This is a genomic window from Sphingomonas sp. (genome assembly GCF_035490575.1).
GTDB lineage: Bacteria > Pseudomonadota > Alphaproteobacteria > Sphingomonadales > Sphingomonadaceae > Sphingomonas.
The window spans coordinates 17,902-32,988 of sequence record NZ_DATJLI010000105.1 but is presented as its reverse complement, the minus strand read 5'-3'; the positions used below and the strand labels follow the sequence as shown (position 1 = coordinate 32,988).

Here is a 15,087-nt window from a genome sequence, read left to right as displayed (position 1 = left end):
CCGGGCGCAGCAACGCCGCGCCCGATCCCGACATTATTTCAGGCCCGGCGTGTCGAGGTTTAGCGAAGCAGCCGGAATGACCTCAAGCTGGGGATAGGTCGCGCGCAGCGGCTCGACAAAGGCATTGGCATCGCCGACCACGACGATGCTCGCGCCCGCCGTGTCGAACAGCCGCGCCGCCGCCGCCCGAACCGCGGCGGGATCGACGCCCTCGACCGACGGAATATAACGGGCCAGTTCATCGACGCCGACCTGTTCGACGACATAATCGCCGATCAGGTCGGCGACCCCGCTGTTGGTCTCGATCGCGCGGCCAAAGCCGCCGATCAGCACCGCCTTGCGCGTTGCCAGTTCGCTCTCCGGCGCGGCTTCACGGCCAAGGCGCTGCATCTCCGCCGCGATGATCGCGACGACTTCGGGGGCAGAGGGGTTCTTGGTCTGCGTCGCGGCGGTGAACGGTCCCACGCCGCGCCGCGCATCCAGCGACGAGCGCGCGCCATAGGCCAGACCGCGCCTGATGCGGATTTCCTGATTCAGCCTTGAGGTAAAGCCGACGCCGAGCGTGGCATTGGCGACCTGTCCGGCATAGAATTGCGCGTCCCCGCGCGACAGGCCCGAACGCGCGACCACGACGCCCGCCTGTCCCGCGCCGGGCAGGTCGACCACCACCACGCGCGGCGCCGGCAGCGCGGCCCCCAGCCTTGCCGCCGGTGCCGCCGTGCCGCTCACACGCCAGTCGCCGAACAGCTTTTCCGCCAGCGCGCGCGCCTGATCGACGCGAACATCACCCACCAGCACCAAAGCGGCCCGATCGGGGCGCCAGGTCGCACGATAGGCGGCGGGCAGATCGGCGGGTGTCAGCGCCTTCAGGCTGGCCGGGGTCCCGCCCTCGACCGCGCCATAGGGATGGGCGCCGAATACCGCCCGCGCGGCCACCAGTTGCGACAGCGCCGCCGGGTCCTTCAACTGGACGGTCAGCCCGTCGATCGCCTGCGCCCGCGCGCGGTCGAGTTCTTCGGCGGCAAAGGCAGGATTGCGTGCGACATCGGCCAGGATTTCCATCGCCGGTGACAACTGGTCCGACTTGACCGACAGCGACACGCCCGCGCCGTCCCAATCGGCATCGCTCGCGATCGAGCCGCCAAGCGATTCGACGGCCTGTGCGATCTGCGTCGCACTGCGCGTCGTCGTGCCCTTGGTCAGCAGCGACGCCGCCATTTCGGCCAGGCCCGACTTGCCCGCCGGATCGAGCGCCGCGCCCCCTTCGACCACCAGCTGCGCGCTGACCAGCGGCAGTTCGGGCCGGTCGACGACGATCACGCGCATCCCGTTCGCCAACCGCGTCTCGACCGGTTGCGGCAGCGTCGGGCGGATCGCCGGGCCGGGTTCGGGCGGCAGGATGCGCTCACCGGCGGATGCCTGCTGGTGAATGACGATGCCGGGCGGCGGCGTCAGCGGCGCAACCCGCACCGTCGATGCAACGGCGATCCTGTCACCCGCCTGTCCGGCCGGCGCCGACTCCGCCGCATCATAGAGCACGGTGGAAGCGCGCGCGGGTGTGAGATATTGCCGCGCGACCCGCTGCACGTCCGCCGCCGTAACCCCCGCGATCGCCGCCAGCCGCTTGTCGGCGGCGCGCGGATCATTCTCGACAATCAGCCCTTGCGCGACCTGAAACGCCTTGCCCTCTGCCGTTTCTCGGCTTTGCAGCGCGTCGGTCAGCAATTCGTTCTTGGCCTCAGTCAGCTCGGCATCGGTCACCAACTCGTCGCGGAACCGGGCGATTTCACGCGCAATCGCCGCCTCCCCCTCGGCGGAGGTTTTGCCGCCCGCCATGATCGAATAGACGCTGAACAGCCCGACGCCCTGCTTGGCTTCGTAAAAGCTCGCGGCCTGCGCGGCGAGCTGGTCGCGATAGACCAGGCTCTGGTAGAGCCGCGAATTGTCGCCGCCCGCCAGCACCGTGTCCAGCACGGTCAGCGCGGGTTCGTCGGCGCTGCCCGCCGGGGGCAGCGGGTAATTCACCAGCACCGCCGGCAACGGGGTATTGGGTTCGTAAACCTTGAAGCGGCGCGGCCCCTGCGGTTCGGGTTCGCTGACCGTCACCCGCGGGATCGGGCGCGCGGGGCGCTTGATCGGCGCAAAATACTGGTCGACCCATTGGTCGAGCTGCGCGGGATCGAAATTGCCCGCGACCACCAGCACGGCATTGTCGGGCCGGTAATAGGTCGAGTGAAAGGCGCGGATGTCCTCGATCGTCGCCGCGTCCAGATCCTCGATGCTGCCGATGCCGGGCCGCGCATAAGGGTGGACGCGATACGCGCTCATCGGTCGATAGACGTAGAACAGCTTGCCATAGGGCTGCGCCAGCACGCGGCTGCGAAGTTCCTCCTTCACCACGTCGCGTTCGGACGCGAATGTCTTTGGGTCGACGACCAGCGACGCCATGCGATCGGCCTCCGCGAACAACAGCCGCTGGAGGTGGTTGGCGGGCACGACTTCAAAATAATTGGTATAGTCGTCGTTGGTGGAGGCGTTGTTGTATCCGCCGACATCCTCGGTCAACCGGTCGAGCTGTTCGTCGACCAGATTGCGCGTGCCCTTGAACATCAGATGTTCGAACATGTGGGCAAAGCCCGAACGCCCCGCCGGATCGTCCTTTGACCCGACATCATACCAGACCTGGACCGACACATTCGCCGTATTGGGATCGCGGATGGCATAGACGCGCAGGCCGTTGGCCAGCGTGCGCTCGGTAAAGCCGATCGGCTCGACCGCCGTTGCGGCGGCGGCGGGCGCAGGCCGGGACTGGGCCAGCGCCGGGACCGGCGACAGCAGGGTGGCGGCAAGCAGCGCGGCGGCGAAACGGGGCATCGACAACTCCGGTCAAGGGATCGGCGGGTTGTGCCCGACGCGCGACGGGTGTCAATCGCCCGCCAGCGATTGCCGGTCGAAAGTTACCGCGCGGACGGGCCGTCCCGCAATCGGACACCCCGGATTGAGCGACTCCTGCCCGACCGCGAATTGCGCTAACGGCGCGCCATGGCGACGGCGCATCAACGGATCGGCTGGGTTGCGGGATTCGCCGGCCTGATGGCGCTGGCGGGCTTTACCGCACATGCCACGATCGCCAGCCATGCCGATGCGCCGCTGCCGCCGCTTTCGGCAACGATCCCACAGGCCCAGCTTTCCGCCCCCGCGCGCGGCACGACCGGCACGACGACGCTGCCCGACCTGCCCGTCCCGGAAACCGCTGCCCTCACCACGGGCACGCCTGCCGCGCAGCCATTCCGGCTTCGTGGCTCGACGCTGGACCAATCGCGGGCGCTGCAATGCCTGACGACGGCGATCTATTACGAAGCCGCGAGCGAGCCGGACGCCGGCCAACGCGCGGTGGCGCAAGTCGTGCTGAACCGCGTGCGCCACCCGGCCTTTCCCGCAACCGTTTGCGGCGTGGTGTTTCAGGGTTCGGACAAGCGCGGCTGCCAGTTCAGCTTCGCGTGCGACGGATCGATGGCCCGCACGCCGATGCGCCGCTATTGGGACCGGGCACAACGCGTCGCGGCGGCGGCACTGAACGGTCAGGTATTCGCGCCCGTCGGTCTGGCGACCCATTACCATACTTATGCCGTCACCCCGGCGTGGAACCGGTCGCTGGTGATGACCGACGCACAGGGCGCGCATTTCTTCCATCGGTGGAAAGGTTGGTGGGGCACCCCCGCCGCCTTTCAGGACCGCCATGCCGGTGGCGAGCCGCAACCCGGCCCGCTGGGTGCGGTCGCTCACGTTGCTGCGGCCGAGGCATCGGTGATGCCGATACCGGTCCCGCCGCCCGCCGCCGCGCCGGTCGCACCCACGGCGCCGGTGCTGTCGCAAGTGCAGGCGCCCTATGCCGACAGCGGCACCGCGCTGGTGCCGCTGTCGGGTGAATCGCAGATCCTCGACAAGTGGAAGGATTCGGGCCGGCCAATCCGCTGATCGGGCGGGCGGGGCGGCATTGCGGCCACCCCATCCATTCCGTCACCAGCGCTGCTGGCGGTCGTTCTTCTGAACCCGGACCCGCTGCGACAGCGCATCGAAGCGGCGGTCGAGATCGCGGCGCTCACCCATGCTCAACCCGCCGCCCGTGCGGCGATAGCGATTTTCCAGACCGGCAAGGTCACGAAACTGGGTCCGCAACCGAACCGCCTCGTTCCGGTTCAGCGCGCCGGAACGGATGCCCTGGTTGATCCGTGTTTCGATCCGGTTCTGGCGCGAATTGATCGACTGCCACGACTGGGCGCTGGCGGCGGCGGGCAGCGCTGCGACCGAAACGGCAAGGCCAGCGAGCATCAGTGAAAAGGTCTTCATCATCTGTCTCCTCCAGATACGACCCGATCGGTCGATGAAAGGAGATATGAGCACCGATTGTCACCGACGTTTCGCGCGAACCCCGCAAAACTGTCGCAAGGCGTCGCATGGGCGCCTTCATGGTTCAGCTTCGGCCCGGTCAATCCATGCCCGGATAGCGTTCGAACCGGCGCAACTGCCCGACCTGATCCAGCCACGGCAGCCGCTCGGCCACCATGATCTCGATGCCCGGCGCATGCGCGGCGGCATCGTCGAGCGTGGCGGACTGCACATCGACAATGCCCGGCAGCATCGCCGGGTTGCGATAGAACAGGCCCGTGCCGCAGGTGCCGCAAAAGGTGCGCGTGACGCCGGGCGATGATTCGTAAACGAACGGTGCCCCTTCGACCGCCAGCGCATCCTCGGCAAAGGCGATCCAGCCGACCATCGGTGCCCCGGACGATTTCCGGCAATCGGCACAGTGGCACAGCGCATGGTGCGCCGCCTCCCCCGCCGCCGAATAGCGGATCGCACCGCATTGACATCCCCCTGCAAACCCCATGACTTTGACTCCCTGAATGTTCGGACTATGTTCTCATGGCGCCGCCTTGATGGCAAGTCCCCCGCTTGCCGCTCCATCCCCCCTTCCCTACGTGCGAGCCGATGACCGATTTCCGCCCCGTCGCGACCGACCCGCCCTATCTCAACGGCCTGAACGAGCCACAGCGGGACGCGGTGCTGACGACCGATGGCCCCGTGCTGGTGCTGGCAGGTGCCGGCACGGGCAAGACCGCGGCGCTGACCGCGCGGCTGGCGCACCTGATCTATACGCGCAAGGCCTGGCCGTCAGAGATCCTTGCCGTCACCTTCACCAACAAGGCGGCGCGCGAAATGCGCGAACGGGTCGGACGGCTGGTGGGCGACGCGGTGGAGGGGATGCCGTGGCTGGGCACGTTCCATTCGATCGGCGCAAAGCTGCTGCGCCGGCATGCCGAGTTGATGGGTCTCCAGTCCAACTTCACGATCCTCGACACCGACGACCAGCTTCGCCTGCTCAAGCAACTGATCCTTGCCGCCGACCTTGATGAAAAGCGCTGGCCCGCCCGCTCGCTCGCCGGGCTGATCGATGAATGGAAGAACAAGGGCCTGACCCCCGCCGACATCGACGCCGGCGAGAGTGAGCGTTACGCCAATGGCCGCGGCCAGGACCTCTATCGCCAGTATCAGGCGCGCCTGCTGGCGGTGAACGCCTGCGATTTCGGCGACCTGCTGCTGCATTCGCTGACCCTGCTCAGGACGCATCGCGAAGTGCTGGAGCAATATCAGCAGCGTTTCCGCTATATCATGGTGGACGAGTATCAGGACACCAACAGCGTCCAGTATCTGTGGCTGCGGCTGTTGGCGCAGACGCGGCGCAACCTGTGCTGCGTGGGCGATGACGATCAGTCGATCTATTCGTGGCGCGGCGCGCAGGTCGAGAACATCCTGCGGTTCGAACGCGATTTTCCGGGCGCCAAGATCATTCGCCTCGAACAGAATTACCGCTCGACGCCGCATATCCTCGGTGCCGCTGCGGGCGTGATTGCGAATAATGGCGGGCGACTGGGCAAGACGCTGTGGACCGAACTCGACGCGGGCGAAAAGGTCCGCGTGCTGGGCGTGTGGGACGGCCCCGAAGAGGCCCGCCGGGTCGGTGAGGAAATCGAGAGCCTGCAAGGGCGCGGCACCAGCCTTGACGATGTCGCCATCCTGGTCCGCGCGCAGCATCAGACGCGCGAGTTCGAGGACCGCTTCATATCGATCGGCCTGCCCTATCGCATCATCGGCGGTTTCCGCTTTTACGAGCGCGCCGAAATCCGCGATGCGCTGGCCTATCTGCGCGTCGTCGCGCAACCGGCCGACGATCTGGCGTTCGAGCGGATCGTCAACACGCCCAAACGCGGCCTTGGCGACAAGGCGGTGCAGAAGATCCACCAGCTCGCCCGTGCCGAGGGGCTGCCGCTGACCACCGCCGCCGCGCGCATCCTCGACACCGACGAACTGACGCCGCAGGCGCGCCGTTCGCTCGGCAATTTCATCGGTGATCTCGCGCGCTGGCGACAGATGGGACAGGAGCTGCCCCACCCCGAACTCGCGCGGCAATTGCTGGACGAAAGCGGCTATACCGCGATGCTCCAGAACGAAAAATCGGCAGAAGCAGCAGGGCGGCTGGAGAACCTGACCGAACTGGTCCGCGCGATGGAGGAATATGAAACGCTGGGTGCGTTCCTCGAACATGTCAGCCTGGTGATGGAACGCGAGGGCGGTCCCCGCACGCCTGAGATCACGATCATGACAATCCACGCCGCCAAGGGTCTGGAGTTCGACACCGTGTTCCTGGCGGGATGGGAAGAAGGGCTGTTCCCCTCGCAACGCGCCCTTGATGAGGGCGGGACCGCCAGTCTGGAGGAGGAACGCCGCCTGGCCTATGTCGCGATCACGCGTGCCCGGCGCCGGGCGACCATCCTGCACGCCGCCAATCGCCGCATCTATGGCCAGTGGACCAGCTCGCTGCCCAGCCGCTTCGTCGGCGAATTGCCGCCGGAGCATATCCATGCCGAAACCACCATGTCGGGTGGCGAAAGCCTGTGGCGCGCCAACTGGTCGGAACGTGCCGATCCGTTCGCCGACGTCGGGCGCGGCACCGGGCGTGGTCCGGGGTGGCAGCGCGCGGCCTCTGGCGGCTTCACTCGCGAACCACCGCGCGTCATCGAATCGCGCGCCTCCGCCGTCAGTTTCGGCAACAAGGGACGCGGCGACCTGTCTCTGGGAATGCGGGTTTTCCACCAGAAATTCGGTTACGGCGTGATCGACGCGATCGAGGGCAACAAGCTGGAGGTCGAGTTCGAGCAGTCGGGGCGCAAGCGCGTGATGGACAGTTTCGTCACCATCGGCTGATCGTCACGCGCGTGCCGTTTCGGGGCATTGACTCTATTTGGCGGCTGGCGCGCGCACACCATGATCGGTGATACCGCTCGGCAATGACGACACCCGCCCGGCCCGTTCCCGCCGACGCCGCGCGCTGGATGGACGCGTTGCGGGCGGTGCTGGCAATGGTCGTCGCCTTTTCACACATCTGGGGGCTGGTCGTCGCCGATCACCGGCCGGGCGACGCGATCGTGGGGCGGCCATTCTACTTTCTGGCGGGATATGCCCATCCCGCGGTCATCCTCTTCTTCGTCCTCAGCGGCTTCTGGATCGCCAAGAGTGTTCAGGCGCTCGACCGGAGCGGCTGGTCGTGGCGCGCGTTCGTCATCGCCCGCTGGTCGCGGCTGGCGATCGTCGTCATCCCCGCACTGGTTCTGGGCGGCGTGCTGGACGCGACCGGGCTGTGGCTGTTGCGAACACCCACGCATCTGGGACAGACGCAGGTGTGGTTCATCGAAACCGATGTCGCCACCGCATTGTCGCCATCGGTTGCGTTGGGGAACCTGTTGTTCCTTCAACATATCGTCGTGCCGCCATTCGGCAGCAACGGGCCGCTGTGGAGCGTAGCGTTCGAGTTCTGGTATTACTTGTGGTTCGCGGCGCTGTGGATCGCGGCCCGTCGCCGCCGCGCCGGCCCGATGCTGATCGCGCTGGCGGTGGCGATACTGTCGCTCGACCTTGTATATGGATTTCTCGCATGGCTGGCAGGCGCCGCCGCCTTTCATCTGCGCGGGCGGTTCGGCGCGCGCGCGCTGGTGCCGCTCGGCTTCCTGCTCGGCCTCACACTCATATGGGTTCGCACCGGCGAATATCGGGGTGAGGATCTGGTCCTCGCTTGGGTGGCGGCTGCGTTCCTTGTCGCGCTGACCGCACGCGATCCGCTGTTTCCGCGCTTTTTGGCCCCGCTTGCCCGTTTCGGCGCGAGCGGCAGCTTTTCGCTCTATGCGATCCATTTTCCCATCGCGATGCTGGCCGCGGGCCTGATCGTCGGGCCGCAGCGCCTGTCGCCCGGCGTTCACGCAGTGGCGATCGTCGCGCTGTTACTGGGTGCAAGCATCATCTTGGCGGCATTGTTCGCGAGACCGACCGAAGCCAGAACCGGCGCCTTTCGCGCCTGGCTGATGCGCCGCACCGCTGGCAGGCGATCGCCCGCCTGAACGGTTCAGCGCTCGACCGAAAAAACGACCTCGCCGCCATATTTCTCGTCGGCGGGATCGAACAATTCGCTGGGCGCGAACACGGTGTCGGTGCGGCCCAGATCGTTCAGGCCGATCAACTTGAAGGTGCCGAGCTTGGTCTCGCGCGGCGGCTTGCCGTTCAGGCTGACCGTCACCGCATCGACGAACATGTCGCCATGGCGTGTCCAGATGGCGTGCGGCGCAAGCAGCACGTCGGTGCGGTTGTAAACGGCCGTCACGCACGTCCGGCGGACGATGGCTTCAAAAACAATCGGGGCTGGGCCGCTGGGGGCGGCGGAATCGGTCACGCGGTCAATGTCCTCAAAGGTCATTCGGTTACGCGCACGCCTATCGCCTTGGGCATCATGCGGCAACCGGCTGCTTCGATCGGCCTGCCCGTTTTCGGACGCACATGCCCGGAACGACGCCGGTCATGGCTCGTTCCGCGGGCAGACCTCAAGGAGACCCACCATGCCCTATGTAAAGACCAAGGACGGCACCGACCTTTACGTCAAGGACTGGGGCAGCGGCCGCCCCGTCGTGCTGGTGCACGGCTGGCCGCTCAATGCCGACAGCTGGGAACCACAGGCGATCGCGCTGGCGGAGGCGGGTTATCGCGCCATCGCCTATGACCGGCGCGGATTTGGCCGTTCGGGCCAGCCGTGGAGCGGCCATGATTATGACACCTATGCCGACGATCTCGCCGCCGTGCTCGAAGCGGCGGACGCGACCGGGGGTGTCGGTCTGGTCGGCTTTTCAATGGGCGGCGGTGAAGTCGCGCGTTACATGAGCCGCCACGGTGGGCGCGGCGTCACCCATGCCGCGCTGATCGGATCGGTCGTGCCCGGCATCCTGAAATCGGATGCCAATCCCGACGGCGTGCCCGAAGCGCAACTGACCGAAATCGCAGGACAGCTGAAGGATGACCGCGCGAAGTTCCTCCAAGGGTTTTTCCGCGATTTCTACGGCGTCGGCGTCATCTCGCACCCGGTCAGCGACGCCTATCTGGAATGGTCGCGGAACGTCGCCATGATGGCCAGTCATCATGCGACGATCGAAGCGGCCAAGGCCTGGGGCTATACCGATTTCACGCCCGACCTCGCCGCGTTTCAGGTGCCGACGCTGATCGTGCACGGCACCAGCGACGCGACCGTGCCGATCAAGGCAACGGCGCACCGCGCGGCGCAGGGGATCGCCCGCCATCAACTGGTCGAATATTCGGGCGCACCGCACGGCCTGTTCGCGACCGAAGGCGACCGCCTGACACGCGACCTGCTCACCTTTCTGGGGGGCTGATCCTCAATCCTCGCGAACGTGCCGCCGCCGCCATTTGGCGGCGGTGCGGACGCGCCAGAACAGCGCCGCGATGCCATAGCCGATGGCGGCGGCGGCGATCGAGATGACCGCCAGCCCGACCAGCATCGCCGGTGCCGCTTCTGAAAACAGCCATGCCGCCCATTCGCTGACACCGGCGTGCGAATTGACCAGCGCCATGAAGCCCGACGCATCCGCCGTGCGCCCCAGCAGGAAATTACCGAGCCAGACCGAGGCGTAGAGGATGAACGGCGTCGTCGCCGGATTGCTGAGGAACGTCATCCCGGCCGCGATCGGAATATTCGCGCGGAACGGCAGCGCCAGCAGCGCCGCGCCCGCGATCTGCAGCCCCGGTATCATCAGGAATATACCGACCAGCAGGCCCAGCGCCGCGCCGCGCGGCACCGACCGGCGCGTGAAACGCCACAATTCGGGTGCCAGCACCCGGTGCGCGACCGGTCGCAGGATCCTGACCTGCTCCAGTTGCTCGCGGGTCGGCACATTGGCGGCGATGAACCGGGCCAGCCAGTCCCTGGGCGGACGCTTCATTTCAGCCGCGGTCGCGAAGCAGCCGCTGCTGCTCACGCTTCCAGTCCCGTTCCTTGATCGTTTCGCGCTTGTCATGCGCCTTCTTGCCCTTGGCCAGCGCCAGCTCGACCTTGGCCCGCCCGCGTCCGTTGAAATAGATGCTCAGCGGCACAAGGGTCATGCCCTCCCGCGCGACCGCGCCGTGCAGCTTGCCTATCTCACGCGCGTGAAGGAGCAGTTTACGCGGCCGCTTGGGCACGTGATTGTGCCGGTTGCCATGGCTGAACTCGGGAATGTTGGCGTTGACCAGCCACACTTCCTCGCCCTTCACCTCAGCATAGCTTTCCGCGATCGAACCCTCGCCGAAACGTAGCGACTTCACCTCGGTGCCGGTCAGGGCGAGCCCCGCCTCATACACATCGTCGATGAAATATTCGAAGCGCGCGCGCCGGTTCTCGGCGACGACCTTCTTCTTGTCGAATGTTGTGGGGCGCGGGCGTGACATGGGAGGCGCGAGATAGGCTCGATCGCGACGAAAGGAAAGGACCACGCATGGGCTAAAGGCCGTGCACCTGCTTTGGTCCACTGCCGAAACTATCGCCGCGGCTCTATCGTAGTTGCTGCCGACGATCCGGCCCGGATCGTATCGAGGAGAGCCAGATCATGCACGCCAAGTTTCGCATTCTGATGATGTCGGCCGCCGTCGCGATTGGCGGCACCGCCGTTGCACAGGACAATCCCCAGGTCGGCGGCGCTGCAATGTATGCCAATCGCACGATCGTTGAAAACGCCGTAAATTCAAAGGATCACACGACGCTGGTCGCCGCCGTCAAGGCAGCGGGCCTGGTCGAGACGCTGAGCGGCGATGGTCCCTTCACCGTCTTTGCACCCACCAATGCCGCCTTTGCCAAGCTGCCCGCCGGGACCGTCGACACGCTGGTCAAGCCTGAGAACAAGCAGATGCTGACGGGCATCCTGACCTATCATGTCGTGCCCGGCACCATCATGGCCGCCGACATCGCGGCCAAGGTCGCTTCCCGTGGCACCGCGACCTATCCGACCGTCGCTGGCGGCGACCTGACCTTTGCCAAGGCCGGATCGGGCTACACCGTGACCGACGCCAAGGGCAACGCGGCGAACATTACCATCGCCGATGTCCGTCAGAAGAACGGCGTGATTCATGTCATCGACACGGTGCTGATGCCCTGATCGCAGGACGCTCGCACAGGCCGGGTCAGATCAGCCCGGCATGTGCGAGCGCCGCATCGACCAGTGTTCGCGAAGCCTCGCACGGCTCGGTCATCGGCAAACGAAGTTCTGGCGAAAAACCGGGCCGCAGCTTTGACAGCGCATATTTGACCGGGCCGGGCGACGCGTCGCTGAACAGCGCCGCGTGCAGCGGAAACAGCCGGTCCTGAAGCGACAGCGCGGTTGTGTAGTCCCCAGCGGCACATGCCGCCTGAAACTCGGCGCACAATCGCGGCGCGACATTGGCCGTAACCGAAATACAGCCGCGCCCGCCCATCGCCATGAAACCCAGCGCGGTGTCGTCATTGCCCGACAACTGACAGAAATCGGTGCCGCACGTCGCGCGCTGCATCGACACGCGCGTCAGCACGCCCGTTGCATCCTTCACGCCCACGAACTTGCCCGGAAAGGCGGCGACCAGACGACCCATCGTCTCGACCGCGATATCGGTGACGGTGCGCGCGGGGACATTATACAGGATGATCGGCAAGCCGCCCTCGCCCGCCAGCCGCTCGAAATGCCGGAACACCCCTTCCTGGTTGGGACGGTTGTAATAAGGCGGGACCAGCAACGCCGCCGTCGCGCCCGCTTCGCGCGCGGCGTGCATATGTTCCAGCGCCACCGATGTGTCGTTCGATCCACATCCGGCGATCACGGGCACCCGACCCGCCGCCTGGTCGATGCATACCGCCAGCACATGATTATGCTCGGCGATCGACATCGTTGCCGCTTCGCCCGTGGTGCCGCACGGGACCAGACCCGACGATCCTTCCGCAATCTGCCAGTCGATGAGCGCGCGGTAAGTCGGCTCGTCGAAACGGCCATCATGGAACGGCGTGGGAAGCGCCGGAATCGAACCCGAGAACATGCGATGAAAACTGCCCGTCAAGAGGATTTTCGGGGGCGACAGATAGGGCGGCCAAGCATATCCTGTCCAGCATGTCGGGTATGATTTCCAAGTTCGTCCTTATCGGTGCCAGCGTATCGGGTGCCGCCTTTGCCGCGCAGACGATGGTGCAGCCGCTGCCATCATCGCAGCAGCAGCGCCAGACATGGCCGCCGCGCGGCCTGGATCGCGTTCAGCCGGCGCAGCCGCAATCAGCCACCGTTCAGCCGCTGCCCGATTATTATGGCGATCCGCTGGTCGCGACGATCGAGCAGTGGAAACGGCTGCAGCAATCGGACAGCTTCGCCTTCACCGATTACGCCAATTTCCTCCTCGCCCATCCCGGCTGGCCGGGCGAGGCCGGGCGGCGTCAGGCGGCGGAAGCGACGCTGGACAGCGGCACCAGCAACCCCGCACTGGTGCTGCGCTTTTTCGAGCGTTTTCCGCCAGTGTCAGCCGCAGGCCGCGTGCGCTTTGCCGAGGCGCTGCAAGTCAGCGGCCGCCGGAATGAAGCGCTGGAACAGGCGCGTGATGCGTGGCGGCGCGGCGTGTTGCGTCCCGCTGATGAAGCGCGGCTGATGACGGGCTTTGCGAGCGCCATCGGACCCGCCGACCATGACGCGCGAATGGACGCATTGCTGTGGGCGGGGGCGACCAGCGCCGCGCAGCGACAGCTTGCCCTGACCTCCCCGGCAAAGCGCGCCCTGTTCGCGGCGCGACTGGCGTTCCGCACGCGTGCCGCCGATGCCGCGACCCTCGACGCCTCGGTGCCGCCATCGGACCGCGCCGATGCCGGCTATATCGCCGACCGCGCGCAATGGCTGCGGAACGGGGGCCAAAGCCCGGCGGCACGCGCCTATCTGGCGCAGGCGCGATCGGGCCTGAACCGGCCGGGCGATGTCGAGGAATGGTATGAAGTCCTGCTGACCAACGCCCGCGCGGCTGAGGCGGATCGGCAGTATCAGCTCGCCTTCGATATCGCGCGGCAGCTTGACGATGCATATCCCGCGGGCACCGACGTTTCAACGCGCCCTTATGGCGAGCGCGACGATTATACCTCGCTTGCCTGGCTGGCGGGACAGGTTGCAAGGCGCGATCTGGGGCGGCCGCAGGACGCGGTTGGCATGTATGCGCGCTATGCCGGCGGTTCGCGCACGCCGCAGACGCAGTCCAAGGGCTATTACTGGGCGGGCCGCGCGGCGGAGGCGGCAGGCGATCAGGCGACCGCGCGATCGCATTACGAACGCGCCGCCGCGTGGCCCGATCTTTATTATGGGCAACTCGCCATTGAACGGATGGGGCGCGCTGTCCCGCGCGTGGCACAGGCCGCGCCGCCCGCGCTCGACCCCGCGATCCGCGACGCCTTTTTCAAGCGCGAAGTGGTGCGCGCCGCGCGCCTGCTGGGGCAGATGGGCCGGACGCAGGATCAGAGCCTGTTCGTCCGACAGATCGCCAATGACGCCAAGAGCGATGCCGACCACGCGCTGGCGGCCGAGTTCGCGAACCAGATCGTCCGCCCCGACCTGCGCGTGATGATCGGGCGCAGCGCGTCGCTGAACGGGCACCGGGCGCTGGTGTCGACGGGCTTTCCCACGTTGCCGACGACGGGCGCGGCTTCGGCCAATTTCACGATGATCCATGCGATCACGCGGCAGGAAAGCCAGTTCGACCGCAATGCGGTCAGCCGGGCGGGCGCACGTGGGCTGATGCAATTGATGCCCGGCACCGCGCGCGAACAGTCGGGCAAGCTGGGGCTGGGCTATAACCTCGCCTCGCTGACCGGCGATCCCGGTTACAACGTCCAGCTTGGTTCGGCCTATTTCCAGCGGATGCTCGATTATTATGGCGGCAGCTATCCGTTGGCGGTGGCTGCCTATAATGCCGGGCCGGGCAATGTGAACAAATGGCTGCGTGCCAATGGCGACCCGCGACAGGGTGTCGACGTGCTCGAATGGGTCGAGGATATTCCGATTTTCGAGACCAAGAACTATGTTCAGCGCGTGCTGGAGAATGCGGTCGTCTATGACCTGCTCTATCCGGATCGCGCCCGGTCGCGCGGACCGGCGAACCTGTCCTTCTACCTCGGCAAATCGCGCCCCGGCTGAGCGCACCATCATGGATCGTCCGAATTACATCACGCCCGTGGGCTATGCGGCGTTGAAGGCCGAATATGACCAGCTGCTCGGCACCGAGCGCCCGGCGATCGTCGAGATCGTGTCGTGGGCCGCGGGCAATGGCGACCGATCCGAAAATGGCGACTATCTTTATGGTCGAAAACGGATGCGGGAAATCGACCGGCGGCTGAACTTTCTCGCGCGGCGGATGAAGGCCGCGCGCGTGATCGATCCGGCGCGGGCGGAGGATCGAAGCCGCGTGTTCTTCGGCGCCACCGTGACCGTCGCGGACGAGGATGACGAGCGGCGCGTCGTCACGCTGGTCGGCGATGACGAGACCGACGCCGCCAGCGGCCGCATCGGTTGGCACGCCCCGTTTGCGCGCGCGCTGAAAGGGGCATCGGTTGGCGATCTCCGCACCGTTCAACTGCCGGGTGGCGCGCGCGAATATGAAGTGCTGGCAATCACTTATCCCGAGGCCTGATGGAACGGTGCCGCGCTTCACACGCTTGATCGCGTGAAG

The 15,087-nt window shown here is 66.4% G+C and carries 14 protein-coding genes; 7 read left to right on the top strand and 7 right to left on the bottom strand.

Annotated elements, in window-relative coordinates; genetic code table 11:
- Window positions 1–33: 33 nt before the first annotated feature.
- Window positions 34–2,874 carry a M16 family metallopeptidase gene (locus tag VL973_RS08080; RefSeq protein WP_325283517.1) on the bottom strand — a complete coding sequence of 947 codons (2,841 nt, stop codon included), beginning with the start codon at window positions 2,872–2,874 and terminating at the stop codon, window positions 34–36.
- Window positions 2,875–3,042: 168 nt separating this feature from the next.
- Between VL973_RS08080 and VL973_RS08075 the strand changes: the two genes are divergently transcribed.
- Entirely contained in the window at window positions 3,043–3,978 is a 936-nt protein-coding gene (locus tag VL973_RS08075) for a cell wall hydrolase (RefSeq protein ID WP_325283516.1), read from the top strand.
- Window positions 3,979–4,020: 42 nt separating this feature from the next.
- On the opposite strand, the gene VL973_RS08070 is transcribed toward VL973_RS08075, so the two are convergent.
- Window positions 4,021–4,353, bottom strand: coding sequence for a hypothetical protein (locus VL973_RS08070; RefSeq protein ID WP_325283515.1), 333 nt, complete (start codon window positions 4,351–4,353; stop codon window positions 4,021–4,023).
- A 136-nt stretch (window positions 4,354–4,489) separates the two neighbouring features.
- Entirely contained in the window at window positions 4,490–4,891 is a 402-nt protein-coding gene (locus VL973_RS08065) for a GFA family protein (protein ID WP_325283514.1), read from the bottom strand.
- Between the two features lie 101 nt (window positions 4,892–4,992).
- Between VL973_RS08065 and VL973_RS08060 the strand changes: the two genes are divergently transcribed.
- Window positions 4,993–7,266, top strand: coding sequence for an ATP-dependent helicase (locus VL973_RS08060; RefSeq protein ID WP_325283513.1), 2,274 nt, complete (start codon window positions 4,993–4,995; stop codon window positions 7,264–7,266).
- An 83-nt stretch (window positions 7,267–7,349) separates the two neighbouring features.
- Window positions 7,350–8,453, top strand: coding sequence for an acyltransferase family protein (locus VL973_RS08055; protein WP_325283512.1), 1,104 nt, complete (start codon window positions 7,350–7,352; stop codon window positions 8,451–8,453).
- Between the two features lie 5 nt (window positions 8,454–8,458).
- Here the strand turns inward: VL973_RS08055 and VL973_RS08050 are convergent, their stop codons facing one another.
- The gene (locus VL973_RS08050; protein ID WP_325283511.1) at window positions 8,459–8,782 is read right to left on the bottom strand and encodes a hypothetical protein; all 324 of its coding nucleotides are present in this window, start codon (window positions 8,780–8,782) and stop codon (window positions 8,459–8,461) included.
- Window positions 8,783–8,945: 163 nt separating this feature from the next.
- Here VL973_RS08050 and VL973_RS08045 point away from each other — a divergent pair, with 163 nt between their 5' ends.
- Entirely contained in the window at window positions 8,946–9,770 is an 825-nt protein-coding gene (locus tag VL973_RS08045) for an alpha/beta fold hydrolase (protein ID WP_325283510.1), read from the top strand.
- Between the two features lie 3 nt (window positions 9,771–9,773).
- Here VL973_RS08045 and VL973_RS08040 read toward each other — a convergent pair whose 3' ends face one another.
- A complete protein-coding gene (locus VL973_RS08040) occupies window positions 9,774–10,337 on the bottom strand; it encodes a DUF2062 domain-containing protein (protein WP_325283509.1) in 564 nt (187 codons plus the stop codon).
- A 1-nt stretch (window position 10,338) separates the two neighbouring features.
- On the bottom strand, window positions 10,339–10,821 hold the full coding sequence (gene smpB, locus VL973_RS08035) for an SsrA-binding protein SmpB (RefSeq protein WP_325283508.1): 483 nt from the start codon (window positions 10,819–10,821) through the stop codon (window positions 10,339–10,341).
- 182 nt (window positions 10,822–11,003) lie between these two features.
- Here smpB and VL973_RS08030 point away from each other — a divergent pair, with 182 nt between their 5' ends.
- A complete protein-coding gene (locus tag VL973_RS08030; protein ID WP_414712214.1) occupies window positions 11,004–11,525 on the top strand; it encodes a fasciclin domain-containing protein in 522 nt (173 codons plus the stop codon).
- A 25-nt stretch (window positions 11,526–11,550) separates the two neighbouring features.
- Here the strand turns inward: VL973_RS08030 and dapA are convergent, their stop codons facing one another.
- A complete protein-coding gene (gene dapA / locus VL973_RS08025; protein WP_325283506.1) occupies window positions 11,551–12,432 on the bottom strand; it encodes a 4-hydroxy-tetrahydrodipicolinate synthase in 882 nt (293 codons plus the stop codon).
- Window positions 12,433–12,503: 71 nt separating this feature from the next.
- On the opposite strand from dapA, the gene VL973_RS08020 reads away from it, so the two are divergent.
- Window positions 12,504–14,555: a lytic transglycosylase domain-containing protein gene (locus VL973_RS08020; protein WP_325283505.1), complete on the top strand. Its 2,052-nt coding sequence runs from the start codon at window positions 12,504–12,506 to the stop codon at window positions 14,553–14,555.
- A 10-nt stretch (window positions 14,556–14,565) separates the two neighbouring features.
- A complete protein-coding gene (gene greB / locus VL973_RS08015; RefSeq protein WP_325283504.1) occupies window positions 14,566–15,048 on the top strand; it encodes a transcription elongation factor GreB in 483 nt (160 codons plus the stop codon).
- Window positions 15,049–15,087: the final 39 nt, after the last annotated feature.